Origin of the sequence: Rhizobium atlanticum, from assembly GCF_030182485.1 — a bacterium.
Classification (GTDB): Bacteria; Pseudomonadota; Alphaproteobacteria; order Rhizobiales; family Rhizobiaceae; genus Rhizobium.
The window spans coordinates 84,668-99,369 of record NZ_JAQJCJ010000007.1 but is presented as its reverse complement, the minus strand read 5'-3'; the positions used below and the strand labels follow the sequence as shown (position 1 = coordinate 99,369).

Below are 14,702 nucleotides of genomic sequence, written 5' to 3'. Positions count from 1 at the left end.
ATCTGCGGCAAACCGGCAAAACAGCGACATGATGCGGAGAACCAGACTGGACAGCTTGTCGACGTGGAAATCGCCCGCGCTTTCCAGTGATGCCATCTCTGCGACGCGGCGCTTCGTCCATCGCCTGATGCTGCTTTCAGCCGTCGCAATGGCGCTGAACGGGTGTCAGCCGCTGATCGAACAATCCTACCAGCCGAGCATCTCGCCTTCTTCCAATCCCCAGATCGTCGACGAGGTGCAGAAGAACGATCCGCGGGCGGCGATGGGCGCCCGCGAGCATCCGCGTATCGTGGCAAGCTACGGCGGCGAGTATAAGGATGCCAGGACCGAGCGCCTCGTCGCGCGCATTGCCGGCGCACTGACGGCAGTGTCGGAAAATCCGAGCCAGTCCTACCGGATTACCATCCTGAACTCGCCTGCGATCAACGCCTTTGCGCTGCCGGGCGGGTATCTCTACGTCACCCGCGGCCTGCTCGCGCTTGCCAACGACGCCTCGGAAGTCGCCGCTGTGCTGTCGCACGAAATGGGCCACGTGACAGCGAACCACGGTATCGAGCGGCAGAAGCGCGAAGAAGCCGAAGTCATCGCCAGCCGCGTCGTCGCCGAGGTCCTCTCGAGCGACATTGCCGGCAAGCAGGCGCTGGCCCGGGGCAAGCTCAGGCTTGCCGCCTTCTCCCGCCAGCAGGAGCTGCAGGCCGATGTCATCGGCGTGCGCATGCTTGGCGAAACCGGTTACGACCCCTATGCCGCCGCCCGCTTCCTCGATTCCATGGCGGCCTACAGCCGCTTCATGGCGGTCGACCCGGAAGCCGACCAAAGCCTCGACTTCCTTTCGAGCCATCCGAACTCCGCCCAACGCATCGAGCTTGCCCGCACCCATGCGCGCGCCTTTGGCCAGGAGGGGACGGTCGGCGACAAGGGCCGCGATTATTATCTTGACGGCATTGACGGCCTGCTCTACGGCGACAGCCCGGAAGAGGGCTACGTGCGCGGTCAGACTTTCCTGCATGGCGGCCTCGGGATCCGCTTCGACGTGCCGGCGGACTTCAAGATCGACAACAAGGTCGAAGCCGTGATGGCCACCGGCCCCAACGACATCGCCGTCCGCTTCGATGGCGTCGCCGACAACCAGAACCAGAGCCTCACAAACTATATCTCCAGCGGCTGGGTGACCGGTCTCGACCCATCGACCATTCAGCAGATTACGGTCAATGGCATGGAAGCAGCCACTGCGCGCGCAAGTGCCGACCGCTGGGATTTCGATGTCACCGTCATCCGCAACAATGCGCAGATCTTCCGTTTCCTGACCGCCGTGCCGAAGGGCAGCGATGCCCTCGAACCGACGGCCAATGTTCTGCGCGCCAGCTTCCGGCGCATGACACCGGCGGAAGCTGCCTCGCTGAAGCCGCTGCGCATTCGCGTCGTTACCGTGCGGCCCGGCGAGAACATCTCGACGCTTGCCGCCCGCATGATGGGCACCGACCGCAAGCTCGATCTCTTCAAGCTCATCAATGCCCTGCCGACGGGTGCGGCCGTTTCCCCCGGCGACCGCGTCAAAATCATTGCCGAATAAAAAAGCCCGGCTGGCGCCGGGCAGTCGGTGCTGCTGGAGCGGAAAGACGTTTCAAGCGTAGGCCGCCATATGCGGATCGGCGCTGACTAGCGCGCTGCGAAGCTTTTCCATCGCCCGGCTTTCGATCTGGCGCACGCGCTCCTTGGAAATGCCGAGATCGGCGCCGAGTTCTTCGAGCGTGGCGCCGTCTTCCGCCAGGCGCCGGGCGCTGATGATCTTCATCTCGCGTTCGTTGAGATGTTTGAGCGCCGAGGCGAGCCAGACGCGGCGCCGCTCGCCGTCGATCATATTGGAAACCTGCTCGTCCGGCAGCGGATCGTCGCTGACGAGGAAATCCATCTTCTCCGCGCTCTCGGCGTCGCCGGAGACGGACGGCGCCTGCAGTGAGGCGTCGTTGCCGGAAAGCCTGGCATCCATGGTCTGCACATCGGCGAGGCTGACGCCGAGAGCCGCCGCGATTTCCTGATGAATGGATTGCAGTGTCAGTTGCGTATCGCCCCTAGCAAGCTTAGCGCGCAGGCGGCGCAGATTGAAGAATAGCGCCTTCTGGGCCGAACTGGTGCCGCCGCGCACGATCGACCAGTTGCGCAGGATATAATCCTGGATCGACGCCCTGATCCACCAGCTGGCATAGGTCGAAAAACGCACGTCACGTTCGGGTTCGAAACGTGCGGCGGCTTCCAGCAGGCCGACATAGCCCTCTTGCACGAGGTCGCTCATCGGCAGACCGAAATTGCGGAACTTGCCGGCCATGGAGATAACCAAGCGCATATGCGCCATGGCGATTTGGTTGCGCGCACCGCGATCGTCGTGATCTTTCCAGCGAGTGGCGAGATCATGCTCTTCCTGGCGGGCGAGATATGGGGCGGCCATCGCGATTTTGATCATGCGCCGATCTGCAGACATGTTCTTCATTTCGATCTCCCGAAACAGGCCTTCGCCCTCAAAATGAACAATAAAACTCACCTTCCGGAACATCGCTGTCCGGACTGAATGGGTTCCGAATGCAAAAGGGCCTCACCCTAGACTTCTCAGGGAAAGGCCCTATTTCTTATCATGTGCCGCTAAGACGGCTGGGTCGGACCTGTTTCTTCATGTTGCCGTACGGGCAATATTGAAAAGGCATGAGCCGCTCCTCACCGAATATTGACGGAATAGCAGTTCGCCCGACGAGCCAGCGCCCGACGAGCAGTCCGCAATTACGTGTGATAAACGCGTCAGTCGGGAAAAAGTTCCAATAAAAAACCCGGCGCAAAGGCCGGGTTTTTTCATGGGAGAGACAGGCTTGCCTTAAGCGGCTTCGTCCTGCGAATCGTCTTCTTCGATCGCCTTGCCGCGCTTCGGACCCTTATTAAGGTTGGTCTCGACGAGACGGACGGCTTCGGTTTCCGACATCTTGTTAACGGCGGCAATTTCGCGCGCCATGCGATCGAGTGCTGCTTCGTAGAGCTGGCGCTCGGAATAGGACTGTTCGGGCTGGTTCTCTGCACGATAGAGATCACGCACGACTTCAGCAATGGAAATCAGATCGCCGGAATTGATCTTGGCATCATATTCCTGGGCGCGGCGGGACCACATGGTGCGCTTGACGCGCGCCTTGCCCTGCACAACCTTCAACGCACGATCGACGAAGTCCGTTTCCGAAAGCTTGCGCATTCCGATGCTCATCGCCTTGGCGACCGGAACCTTCAGGCGCATCTTGTCCTTCTCGAAATCGATAACGAAAAGTTCGAGCTTCATGCCGGCAACTTCTTGCTCTTCGATAGCGGTGATGGTACCGACGCCATGAGCGGGGTAGACGATCGATTCACCGGTCTTGAAGCCGTGACGTGCTGTAGAAGGCTTTTTCTGCTGAGTCGTCATTCTATTCAAAAACTCCCTGTTACGCTTCCGGCGGCGGCCGGAGCCGGGTCAGTCAGGCCCGGATGAGACGGGTAGATCCGTCGGGTGACTTCACTCTGGTCCCATCAGGCAAAAGCAAATGTGTCTTGCGCGCCATCTTGGGATGCGACGCTCAAGGCGTTGATATGTCACGGAAACCGTGGGACGGATTGGTTTTGCTTTCGTGATGGTTTTGGGCATGCGTCATGCCACAAATGGAACAGTGCAGGAAACCTATCACAAAAATATGAGGAAATCAATAATTTGCTTCGCCTGAGTCATGCGAGCAACACAGATCACCCATATGCCAGACGCAGGATTTAAAACGTTTCACCGCATGGCCGCTCAAATGCAGCGGCCGAATCGCGCAGGGTCTTAGTCGCCGGAACCGGGTTTTTCGGAGAAGTATTTCTCGAATTTTCCCGTCTGGCCGTCCATTTCCTTGGCCTCCGGCAACGGGTCCTTCTTGACCGTGATATTCGGCCAGATGCTGGCATACTCAGTATTGATCTTCAGCCACTTGTCGAGGCCCGGCTCGGTATCCGGCTTGATCGCCTCGGCGGGACATTCCGGTTCGCAGACGCCGCAATCGATGCATTCGTCGGGGTGGATGACGAGAAAATTCTCGCCTTCATAAAAGCAGTCGACAGGGCAGACTTCCACGCAATCGGTGTATTTGCACTTGATGCAATTGTCGGTCACGACATAGGTCATGAAGAACTCCAGGATTTCATGCGGATGGGACCGGGCAACCTGGAACGTCGCGCCTATCCCCGTGCCGGGCGAAAAGCGTGGACAGGCTTGGCAGGCAAGCACGCTTCCGGCAGGTTTTCAGTGACCTATCGGCTTTAGCGGCGGATTTCAAGGATAAACGATCTGCAAAAGCCGCCACCACAGACAGAGTTTTCTAATCCTCGTCCGACATCAACCTGTCGATTGCACGTCTGTCCTTTTTGGTCGGACGGCCGGTACCGGTCGCACGGGTCGCTTGCTCAAACGGCGTGAGACGTTTTGTCTCATCCGGCGGCAGGGACTGGTCATCATAGAGCAGGCGAGCCTCTTCATAGGGACCCCGCCGTTCCCCGGCGAGACGCACGATGAGAATGACGTCGCGCCGCTCCAGCGTCAGTTCGACGCGGTCGCCCGGCTTGACCGTCTGGCTCGGGTGACTGCAGCGCTCGCCATTGATGCGCACATGCCCTGACTGGACGTGGCTCTGGGCCAGCGAGCGCGACTTCACCACGCGCGTGAAGAACAGCCACTTGTCGATGCGCTGGCGCGAACCGCTTGCCGGCTGTGTCTCCCCACCCATGACTACTTCTTCATTTGTTCCTTGAGGGCTGCGAGCTTGGCGAAGGGCGAATCCGGATCGATCGGCTTCTCCTTGCGCGGCGGCTTGGCCTCGAAGCGCAGCGGCTGGGCGCCGCGATTGTTGTTCCGGTCGTTACGGTCATTGCGATCATTACGCTCGCCGCGGTCCTTCCGATCGCCACGGTCCTGACGATCACCGCGCGGCTGGTCCTTGCGCTCGCCCCTTGCCTGCTGCGGCCTGCCGCCGTCGCGGCCGCCACCATCCTTGCCGCGGCCGTGACGGTTGTCGCGCCCGTCGCCGCTGCGATTGCCCTCGCCGCCTTCACCGCCGTTCGGACGACGATTGCGCTCGCCGCGCTCCTGGTTCTGGCCGCCCCTGCGTTCGCCGTGGCCGCCGCGTGCCTGGCGGTGATTGTCATTGCGACCGCCGAGACGCCACAAAAGAACCGGCTTTGGTTCCGCCGGCTCGCCAGCTTCCCCGGAAGCGGCAGTCTCTGCCGACGCGGCTGTCTCGGTCACTTCGGCCGCAGCGTCGTTGTCGGTCGCTTCTGGCGCGGGGGTCTCGGCTGCCGTCGACGCCGCCTCGGCTGCTGATGGCTCGGAAGCAGCCTCTTCCGTCGCCGCGTCGGCATCGTCGTGATCGGCTTTTTCTACCGCTTCTTCCCCGGACATTTCCGCGGAGGCGGCAGGGGCTGAAGCTGCGTCCTGCGCCGCAAGATGGGCCGACGCCTCTTCCGCCTTCACGGCATCGGCGCGATAGCCGAGGCCCTTGAGGATCTCTTCCATGTCCTCGAGCGTTGCCCCGAGAATCGACAGCATCGCCGTCGTCGTCGTGAAACGGCGACCGTCATAGGCGCCTTCCGGACGATTGTTCTGACCGGGCTTCCATTGCAGCAGCGGACGGATGATATCGGCAAGCCGCTCCAGAATGTCGATGCGCACGGCGCGCTTGCCGAGGAAACGGAAGCCGGCGAGCTTGTAGAACATCCGCTCGAAGCTCGGATCGGTGACAACGGAGGTGCGGCCAGCGGCAAGCACGGGAATGAGATCGCCGTAGCCCGGCTTGTCGAGACCGTCGTTCTTCAACGCCCAGAGCAGCGTGATCAGTTCGGCCGGTGCCGGCTTCAGAAGGGCCGGAACGAAGATATGATAGGCCCCGAAACGCACGCCGTAGCGGCGCATGGAGGCGCGAGCCTCCTGATCCAGCGACTTCACTTCTTCGGTGACGTCGCGGCGGAAGAGCACGCCGAGATTTTCGACCAGCTGGAAGGCAAGACCCTTGGCAAGACCCTGCAGGTCTTCGGCGCGCGACAGATCGTCCAGAGGCTTCAATACCGTGCTGATGTGATGATTGACGAAACGTTCGATGCGGGCGGCGACGTGATCGCGGGCATTGCCCGTCAACTGCTCGTCGGCGAGCAGGATCACGCGCGGCCGCATGACGTGATCGCTGCCGGAAAGCCGCGCCACCGGGTCGCCGAGCCAACGGATCAATCCATCCGAACCGATCGCCAGATCGCTGTTACCCGCGGCATGCAGCCGGGCTGCACGGGCCTCGAACTCGAGCGCCAGCGCCTTCTGCGACGCAGCCTGAACCGCCTTGGCATCCGGCCCATCCGTTCCCGCCACCGGCGTGAAACGGAATCCGCTCAACTGCCCTACATGATGTCCTTCAACGAAGACATCGCCATTCACACTGATTTCAGCTTCCAGCATCGCATTCTCTCTCAGGCGCTTCATGAGCACAGATGTCCTGCGATCAACAAAGCGTTTCGTCAACCTTTCATGTAACGCATCGGACAATCGATCTTCGATTTCCCGCGTCTTTTCCTGCCAATGTGTCGGATCGGCAAGCCAGCCGGGCCGATTCGAAACGTAGGTCCAGGTCCTTATCTGCGCGATTCGCGCCGAAAGCGTGTCAATTTCCCCATCAGTTCGATCCGAGCGATGAACCTGCTCCGCAAGAAACTGCTCGTTCACCGTGCCATAGCGCACGAGATCGGAAAAGAGGGTCGAAATAAGATCGGCATGTTGGGCCGGAGTGATACGCCGGTAATCGGGCAGCGCGCAAGCCTCCCAGAGTTTTTCGACGCGGGCCGGCCTGTCGGCGAGGTCCATTACCTCGGGGTAGCGCGAAAGCTGCTCGAGCGCCTGCTGGTCGACCGCCGGCAGCGCCCGCGTCAGCCCGGGCACGCGCGGCCCGGCCTCCAGGCTGGCGCGCAGCGACTGAATTGAGGAGAAGTCCATCTCCGTCGTGCGCCACTGCAGAACCTTGACGTTGTCGAATTCATGTCCCTCGATGCGCTGCACCAGTTCCTCGTCGAAAGGCGAGACCTGTCCCGTGACGCCGAAGGTGCCGTCCCGCACGTGCCGCCCGGCGCGGCCGGCGATCTGGCCGAGTTCGGCCGGATTGAGGTTGCGGAACTGATAGCCGTCGAATTTCCGGTCCTGGGCGAAGGCGACGTGATCGACGTCGAGGTTGAGGCCCATGCCGATCGCATCGGTCGCCACCAGATATTCGACGTCGCCCGCCTGATAGAGCGCGACCTGCGCATTGCGGGTGCGGGGGCTCAGCGCCCCCAGCACGACTGCCGCACCGCCGCGCTGCCGGCGGATTAGTTCGGCGATGGCATAGACCTCGTCGGCGGAAAAGGCGACGATGGCGGAGCGCTGCGGCAGCCGGGTGATCTTCTTCTGCCCGGCGTAAAGGAGATGCGAAAGCCGCGGCCGCTCGACGATGGTGATACCCGGCAGGATATGCTGTAGGATCGGCCGCATCGTCCCTGCACCCAGTAACAGCGTTTCATCGCGGCCGCGAAGATGCAGGATGCGGTCGGTAAAGATATGGCCACGCTCGAGATCGCCCGCGAGCTGTACCTCGTCGATCGCGACAAAGGCGGCTTTGGTCTCCCGCGGCATCGCCTCGACAGTGCAGACGGAAAAACGCGCATTGGGAGGCGAAATCTTTTCTTCGCCGGTGACCAGCGCCACGTTCTGCAAGCCAACCTTCTCCACCACCCGCGTATAGACCTCGCGGGCCAGGAGCCTGAGCGGCAGGCCGATCACGCCGGTCCCGTGTGCGACCATGCGCTCGATGGCATAATGGGTCTTGCCGGTATTGGTTGGTCCAAGCACCGCGGTCACACCGCGCCCGCTCAGAATCATCGGCTGCGAAGTCAGAGTCATGGTCCATGCAAGTGAGGCAAGGCGCGCCCCGGGAAAAATTTTGCCATCTCGATGGAGGCACAGAACACATGGACAGCTACCGCCGCAAACGCAAGGGCAGATTTCAAAATGCGTCGGGGATTGCGACCTTTGCGAGTCGTCTCGACGGTGCGTATTTCCAATTCGGAACAGCGTGAGAACGAATCAGAGACGAATCGCTGACTCCTATTGATTCAGCTTTTGTTCACGGCTAAGTATTGATTTTGAATCACTTTTTCCTACTAAATGCTGAATCGCGGAACTCTCTCCTGTTGGTATTTTGTGACCGTGCCGGAGGTCTGGCATACGCTTTCTGCCAAGTGAAAAATGCGTCGAAATTAACGTCTCGATCAAATCCGGAACAAATCAGCGACGAATCGCCGACTGCTCGGCTTTCCCCTTTCGTTCACGGCCATATCTGGTGGCGTCGCCATGTTCTGCCGCTAGATGCGGGGCAGGCGGCGAGGTCTCGTCACGTCGGTGTTAATCTTCCGGCGAGCAAATTCACACAGCGTTAAGCCGGACCCGCTTGCCCAGTGGGGTCGATCAAAAACGGAACGAATCACCGACGAATCGGAGACATCGAGACCTTCCTGCTTTGTTCACCGCAACATATTGTATTTAAATGCTTTTTTAACCATACGGACGGTTTGTGAGGGGTGACGGATCACAAACCATGAATCGCCTTGCGTGCTAATTTACGCGCCCAACCGGGAACAAAAATCGCCAATGCGTGTTTCTTGTCCATCCAGATTGCGGATGAAATGAAGGAAAAACACCATGCTTGGCACGATACTTCTCGTTATCCTCATTCTGCTCTTGATCGGAGCTCTGCCAAACTGGGGTTATAGCCGTGGCTGGGGCTATGGACCTTCCGGCGGTTTGGGGCTAGTTCTCGTCATTATCATTATCCTTGTACTAATGGGCCGCATTTAAGCCCGACAACTTGGGGAGTTACGACATGATGAAGAAGATTGTTCTTATCGGCGCGCTCGTGGGCGCTCTCGCATCCTGCACGGCGACCGAACAGGGCACGGCGATCGGCGCCGGCACCGGTGCGGTCATCGGCGGCGCGGTCACCAACAGCTGGGGTGGTGCCGCTGTCGGCGCGGTTGCCGGCGGTCTGACCGGCGCCCTCATCGGCCAGTCGGTCGAACGCCGCGGTTACTGCATCTATCGCGACCGCTACGGCCGCCGCTACGAGGCTCGTTGCCGCTACTGACCGACAAGTCATATCGGACTCCCAACGGGCGCTTCGGCGCCCGTTTTCTTTGCCGGCGCGTTCGTCAATGTGACGTTGACGAACGGTCGTGAAAGTCAAATCTACTGGCGCCCACCAGCTTGGCGCATATTTCCTTCGTGAGCGCAGGGCAGGTACCATCGCCCGAGGCGCTGAAAGGAATATTTGCATGGACCAGATTGTCCTGAATTCCACCGTCGCCATTCTCGTTGCCGCGGCTTTCCTGAGATCCGCGGTCTCAGCTCTTCGCAGCGGAGATCGCTCGCCGCAGCGAGTGCCTGTCAAGATTCGGGTTCAGCGAGACCGGAACACCGGCAAGCGCTTCTGACCTCCCGAACAAAAGCAAAGGCGCGTCCTGCAACGCGCCTTTGCAAATCAACAAACGTTCGTCCTGTCTTAAACGAAGAATTGCCCACCATTGGCCGTCAGCGTCGAACCGGTGATGAAACCAGCATCGTCGGAGACGAGGAAGGTGACGCAGCGGGCAATTTCTTCGGGCTCGCCGAGCCGGCCGACCGGGATCTGCGGAATGATGCGTTCATTCAGTACCTTCTCCGGCACGGCAAGCACCATTTCCGTTCCGATATAACCGGGGCAGATGGCATTGACGGTGATGTTTTTCGCCGCCCCTTCCTGAGCAAGCGCCTTGGTAAAGCCGAGATCGCCCGCCTTGGCCGCAGAATAGTTCGCCTGGCCCATCTGGCCCTTCTGGCCGTTGATCGACGAGATATTGACGATGCGGCCGAAGCTGCGGTCGCGCATGCCGCTCCAGACCTGATGCGTCATGTTGAACAGGCCGGTCAGATTGGTGTTGATCACCTCGTGCCACTGCTGCGGCGTCATCTTGTGGAACATCGCGTCGCGGGTGATGCCGGCATTGTTGACGAGGATTTCGACCGGCCCGATCTCGCGTTCGACCTTGGTAATCCCTTCACCGCAGGCAGCGTAGTCCGAAACATCCCATTTGAATACCGCAACGCCGGTGACGTCATGAAAGGCATGAGCCTTCTCGTCATTACCGGCATAAGTGGCCGCAACCCTGTAGCCGGCATTTTTCAGCGCCATGGATATCGCTGCGCCGATGCCGCGTGTACCTCCGGTGACCAGAGCCACTCTGCTCATGTTCCGCTCCCCTCTGTGTTTTCGCCTGCTCGTGGCGGCATTTAATCAATGACGGATCGTATGCTGTCTAAAGTGCTTCAAAGCACATGGCGACGCCCATGCCGCCGCCGATGCAAAGCGTGGCGAGGCCCTTCTTCGCGCCGCGGCGCTTCATCTCGAACAGCAGGGTGTTGAGAATGCGCGCGCCGGAGGCGCCGATCGGATGGCCGATCGCAATCGCCCCGCCATTGACGTTGACGATCGACGGATCCCAGCCGAGATCCTTAGTGACAGCGCAAGCCTGTGCGGCGAAGGCTTCGTTGGCCTCGACGAGATCGAGATCGTTCACAGACCAGCCGGCCTTTTCGAGCGCCTTGCGCGACGCCGGGATCGGGCCGGTGCCCATGATGGACGGATCGACGCCCGCCGTTGCCCAGGAAACGATGCGGGCAAGCGGCTGAATGCCGCGCCGCGCCGCTTCCGCCTCGCTCATCAGCACGGCGGCGGCAGCGCCGTCGTTGAGGCCGGAGGCATTGGCGGCGGTAACCGTGCCTTCCTTGTCGAAGGCCGGACGAAGCTTGCCCATCGCCTCAAGCGTCGCGCCGTGGCGGATATATTCGTCGGAATCGACGGTCACGTCGCCCTTACGCGTCTGGATAACGTAGGGAATGATCTCGTCGGTGAAGCGGCCGGCCTTCTGCGCGGCCTCAGCCTTGTTCTGCGAGGCGACGGCGAACTGATCCTGGTCATCGCGCGACAGCTGCCACTGCCGTGCGATATTCTCGGCGGTGATGCCCATATGGTAACCGTGAAAAGCGTCGGTCAGGCCGTCCTTGATCATCGTGTCGACCATCTTCATGTCGCCCATCTTCGTGCCGCTGCGCAAATGCGCAGCATGCGGCGCCATCGACATGGATTCCTGGCCGCCGGCAACGATGATGCTGGCATCGCCGGTGGCAATCTGCTGCATTCCGAGCGCGACGGCGCGCAGACCCGAGCCGCAAAGCTGGTTGACGCCCCAGGCCGTTGCCTCCTTGGGAATACCGGCCTTGATCGCCGCCTGGCGGGCCGGGTTCTGGCCTTCACCCGCGGCCAGCACCTGGCCGAGGATCACCTCATCCACCTCGCCGGCATCGACACCGGCACGCGCGAGCGCGCCCTTGATGACGGCCGCGCCAAGTTCATGCGCGGGGACCGTTGCAAAAGCGCCGTTGAACGAGCCGACTGCTGTCCGACCTGCGCTGGCGATGACGATGGATGAATTGCTCATGGGGTGGCTCCTCGTTTTTCGTCTTACTTACATAAGGGGAAACTGGCAAAGCTTTGAGCACAAGTCAAACGGGAAGACCGGTCGCCGCCATTTTTCGGCGGCAGCCGTCAAGGCCGATTCGTTTGATCTGCTAAAGGTTTGCCGCAACGCACAAAGAGATTGTCACCGGCCTTCTTTTGCGTTTACAGTCTGAAGTGGAGGAACATCCAAAATCAGACGGGGGTTCAGGAGACTGATATGGCGAAGAATGAGGGTCAGATTGTCATCAAGAAATACGCCAATCGCCGCCTGTACAATACAGGCACCAGCACCTATGTGACGCTGGAAGATCTGGCGGAGATGGTGAAGAAGGGCGAAGACTTTACCGTCCAGGACGCAAAAAGCGGGGACGACATCACCCATTCAGTGCTGACGCAGATCATCTTCGAGCAGGAATCGAAAACCGGCAATACGCTGCTTCCGATCTCCTTCCTGCGCCAGCTCATTACCTATTACGGTGACCAGATGCAGATGGTCGTGCCGAGCTTCCTCGAACATTCGATGCGCGCCTTCAGCGAACAGCAGGCCCAGATGCGCGAACAGGTAAACCGCGCCTTTGGCGAGACACCGCTCGGCAAGAACCTGCAATTGCCGATGCAGATGGTCGAGGACCAGGTTCGCCGCAATACCGAGCTGTTTCAGCAGGCAATGCAGATGTTTTCGCCATTCATGGCGCCGCCAGCGGCCAAGGAAAGCCGCAAGGCCGAGGCCAAGGACATCGACGAGTTGAAGGAGCAGCTCCGCGCTCTCCAGAATAAACTCGACAACCTATAGTCCGATCGAAACATCCCGCCCGGCGCTCCGGATCGAAACGGCAAAACCGCCGATCACATCGATCAGAGCGATCGTCATCAAAATGAAGAACACCTGCGTCGCAGCGTCCTGGACGAGCAGAAACTCGACCAGGAAGGCGATGAAGACCAGCATCGACAATATGTGATTGAGCAGGTTGCCGGGCCCGGTTCGCGTTGCTTTCAGGATTTCGAAGAACAACACGACGAGGGCGACGACAATGAAGAGATCGCCGAGCGCCATGCTCCAGATCGCGCCCGAGAGCATCGACAGCACGATGATGTCATGCTGCAAGGCGGCGATGCCGCCGCCGCCCATCAGGCCGAGCATCGCCAGATTGTAAAGAATAAACGGAATAATCATCAGCGGCATTGCGGCTACCATCGGCAATCTCCTTGCGCAGCAAGAATACTGCCGCAAACCGCTGTCCTACTGCAAGTCGTTGCAAATATTATGTTGCCGAAAAGCAAAAGGCCGGCATGAAGCCGGCCTTGAAACTTGCGATCGGACGAGCCGGTCGGAAATTACGCGCCTTCCTTCGGCGTCAGAACCTGACGGCCGCGATACATGCCGGTCTTCAGGTCGATATGATGCGGGCGGCGCAGTTCGCCGGAATTCTTGTCTTCGACGTAGGTCGGAGCTTTCAGCGCATCAGCCGAACGGCGCATGCCGCGCTTGGACGGGCTCGTTTTTCTCTTCGGTACAGCCATTTTTCTTACTCCACTTGCGGGCAAAACATTCCCACGGCCAGACTGGCGGCCGAAACGGACATGTCGCGATTTCGGAAATTTTGCGCGCTTATACATGCAAGGGGCGGCCTTGACCAGTCCCCATTCGTATTTTTTGCGAGGCCGATGATTCGAGCCTCAGACCTCGTCTTCCGCCACGATCCAAGGCTCGGCCCGGGCGGCCTCTTCCCATTTCCGCCAGGCCGGATGCGCCTTCATCGTCTCCATATAGGTGAGTGTATCCTTTCGGTTGACGAGATCATAGATGTCGAACCGGTTGACCACAGGCGCAAACATCGCATCCGCGCGACTGAAGCGCCCAAAGAGAAACGGCCCGCCGGATTTCTGCAGAAGGTCTCGCCAGATCGTCTCGATACGGCTGACATCGGCGTCGACGTCGTCAGGCAATGCGATCGTCCCCTTCGGCCGGCGAATATTCATCGGGCAGGCATTGCGCAGGGCTCGGAAGCTCGAGAGCATTTCCATCGAAACAGAACGGGCGAGTGCCCGTTCGGCACGGGCGCGCGGCCAAAGGCCGGCGTCCGGATAAAGCTCGGCGGCATATTCGATGATCGCCAGCGATTCCCAGATCTTCAACGCGCCATGCTGCAGGACCGGCACCCGGCCACTCGGCGATATCGCCTTGATCTTGGGATTGCCGCCCGCATCATCGAAAGGGATCAGGATTTCTTCGAAATCGACGCCGGCGCTCGTCAGCGCCATCCACGGCCGGAACGACCAGGAAGAATAATTCTTGTTGGCGATGTAGAGCGTCGGTCTGTCCATAGGCCTCTCCCGTTCAGGCATCGAAATCGAAGATCAGCAGTTCGTGAAAATGGTTCATGTCCTCGTACACGCAGAATGCCGGTGGCGTCAGCTCGAAAACGGGGACTTTGCGGCTGACGTCCTCGACCACGTCGTCGAGCATCGCCTGCCAGCGCGGCAGGGCTTCGTCCTCCAGCCAGTCGATAGGATAGGCGAAAGTGACGTGGAACTTGTAGTCCGCATGGTTCGGCTGCCGATAGCCGAGAAGATCGGCAAAGGCGTCGCGCCAGGCGCGCATGATCCTGCGGTCCTTCTCCGTCGCCCCATCGACAAGCAGACCCGAGGGACGAGCACCGATGACCCCGACATTGAAGGGCTCGGCCATCGAAAAACTGTCGAGACGCGCGGCCAGCAGCGCGGTCATGTCGTCGACCGGCGTGTCGAGAGGGAGGTCCTCAGGCCAGCAGTCCTGCCGGCGCCTGGTCTCAATGACGCCTTCGAAAAGCGTCATGTGAAGGCTCGAGATCGGCGTGAAGAGAAATTGCGACGCCTCGGGCATCGCCAGATATTTTTCACGCGCTTCGATCAGTGCCGTGAGCGTCGTTGAACCTTTCTCGGGATGACAGACGATGGTGTTGCCGGCTTCGGGCAGGAAACCGCCGATCCTGCGATAGCGGCTGCCGAGATGGGCAGGTGGGTTTTGATTGTGCGTCTTCGAGTAAAGGAGAAGTTCGGGAGAAAAGGTCGGGGCGGTCATGGGCGACTCGGGGGCTCTGGTTGGATTGCATTCGCCCATAC

General features: G+C 60.2%; 16 protein-coding genes. 5 read left to right on the top strand and 11 right to left on the bottom strand.

Features of this window, described 5'->3' with window-relative positions; all coding sequences use genetic code 11:
* The first annotated feature begins 28 nt into the window (after positions 1 to 28).
* On the top strand, positions 29 to 1,573 hold the full coding sequence (locus PH551_RS12355; protein WP_285193206.1) for a M48 family metalloprotease: 1,545 nt from the start codon (positions 29 to 31) through the stop codon (positions 1,571 to 1,573).
* A 51-nt stretch (positions 1,574 to 1,624) separates the two neighbouring features.
* On the opposite strand, the gene PH551_RS12350 is transcribed toward PH551_RS12355, so the two are convergent.
* From PH551_RS12350 to PH551_RS12330, 5 genes are all read right to left on the bottom strand, one after another.
* Positions 1,625 to 2,488 (bottom strand): RNA polymerase factor sigma-32, encoded by an 864-nt coding sequence (locus tag PH551_RS12350; RefSeq protein ID WP_011427212.1) that lies wholly within the window; start codon positions 2,486 to 2,488, stop codon positions 1,625 to 1,627.
* Between the two features lie 375 nt (positions 2,489 to 2,863).
* Positions 2,864 to 3,436, bottom strand: a complete 573-nt coding sequence (locus PH551_RS12345) for a CarD family transcriptional regulator (RefSeq protein ID WP_011427211.1) — start codon at positions 3,434 to 3,436, stop codon at positions 2,864 to 2,866.
* Positions 3,437 to 3,829: 393 nt separating this feature from the next.
* On the bottom strand, positions 3,830 to 4,168 hold the full coding sequence (gene fdxA, locus PH551_RS12340) for a ferredoxin FdxA (protein WP_011427210.1): 339 nt from the start codon (positions 4,166 to 4,168) through the stop codon (positions 3,830 to 3,832).
* Positions 4,169 to 4,361: 193 nt separating this feature from the next.
* On the bottom strand, positions 4,362 to 4,766 hold the full coding sequence (locus tag PH551_RS12335) for an RNA-binding S4 domain-containing protein (RefSeq protein WP_285193205.1): 405 nt from the start codon (positions 4,764 to 4,766) through the stop codon (positions 4,362 to 4,364).
* Between the two features lie 2 nt (positions 4,767 to 4,768).
* Positions 4,769 to 7,951, bottom strand: a complete 3,183-nt coding sequence (locus PH551_RS12330; RefSeq protein WP_285193204.1) for a helicase-related protein — start codon at positions 7,949 to 7,951, stop codon at positions 4,769 to 4,771.
* A gap of 798 nt (positions 7,952 to 8,749) precedes the next feature.
* On the opposite strand from PH551_RS12330, the gene PH551_RS12325 reads away from it, so the two are divergent.
* From PH551_RS12325 to PH551_RS12315, 3 genes are all read left to right on the top strand, one after another.
* Entirely contained in the window at positions 8,750 to 8,905 is a 156-nt protein-coding gene (locus PH551_RS12325; protein WP_003543790.1) for a DUF3309 family protein, read from the top strand.
* 25 nt (positions 8,906 to 8,930) lie between these two features.
* Positions 8,931 to 9,191 carry a YMGG-like glycine zipper-containing protein gene (locus PH551_RS12320; RefSeq protein WP_009991900.1) on the top strand — a complete coding sequence of 87 codons (261 nt, stop codon included), beginning with the start codon at positions 8,931 to 8,933 and terminating at the stop codon, positions 9,189 to 9,191.
* A gap of 187 nt (positions 9,192 to 9,378) precedes the next feature.
* Positions 9,379 to 9,537, top strand: a complete 159-nt coding sequence (locus PH551_RS12315; RefSeq protein WP_285193202.1) for a hypothetical protein — start codon at positions 9,379 to 9,381, stop codon at positions 9,535 to 9,537.
* A 68-nt stretch (positions 9,538 to 9,605) separates the two neighbouring features.
* Here the strand turns inward: PH551_RS12315 and phbB are convergent, their stop codons facing one another.
* Positions 9,606 to 10,331, bottom strand: coding sequence for a beta-ketoacyl-ACP reductase (gene phbB / locus PH551_RS12310; RefSeq protein ID WP_064805631.1), 726 nt, complete (start codon positions 10,329 to 10,331; stop codon positions 9,606 to 9,608).
* Positions 10,332 to 10,398: 67 nt separating this feature from the next.
* On the bottom strand, positions 10,399 to 11,580 hold the full coding sequence (locus PH551_RS12305) for an acetyl-CoA C-acetyltransferase (protein ID WP_285193200.1): 1,182 nt from the start codon (positions 11,578 to 11,580) through the stop codon (positions 10,399 to 10,401).
* A 237-nt stretch (positions 11,581 to 11,817) separates the two neighbouring features.
* Between PH551_RS12305 and phaR the strand changes: the two genes are divergently transcribed.
* Positions 11,818 to 12,393, top strand: a complete 576-nt coding sequence (gene phaR, locus PH551_RS12300) for a polyhydroxyalkanoate synthesis repressor PhaR (RefSeq protein ID WP_085779817.1) — start codon at positions 11,818 to 11,820, stop codon at positions 12,391 to 12,393.
* Here the strand turns inward: phaR and PH551_RS12295 are convergent.
* The 4 genes from PH551_RS12295 to PH551_RS12280 form a co-directional block, all read right to left on the bottom strand.
* Positions 12,388 to 12,795: a hypothetical protein gene (locus PH551_RS12295; RefSeq protein WP_085779816.1), complete on the bottom strand. Its 408-nt coding sequence runs from the start codon at positions 12,793 to 12,795 to the stop codon at positions 12,388 to 12,390. The genes phaR and PH551_RS12295 overlap by 6 nt on opposite strands.
* Positions 12,796 to 12,935: 140 nt before the next feature.
* A complete protein-coding gene (rpmF, locus tag PH551_RS12290) occupies positions 12,936 to 13,121 on the bottom strand; it encodes a 50S ribosomal protein L32 (RefSeq protein WP_085779815.1) in 186 nt (61 codons plus the stop codon).
* A gap of 156 nt (positions 13,122 to 13,277) precedes the next feature.
* Positions 13,278 to 13,925, bottom strand: coding sequence for a glutathione S-transferase family protein (locus tag PH551_RS12285; protein ID WP_285193199.1), 648 nt, complete (start codon positions 13,923 to 13,925; stop codon positions 13,278 to 13,280).
* Between the two features lie 13 nt (positions 13,926 to 13,938).
* Entirely contained in the window at positions 13,939 to 14,661 is a 723-nt protein-coding gene (locus PH551_RS12280; RefSeq protein ID WP_285193197.1) for a DUF1868 domain-containing protein, read from the bottom strand.
* Positions 14,662 to 14,702 lie beyond the last annotated feature (41 nt).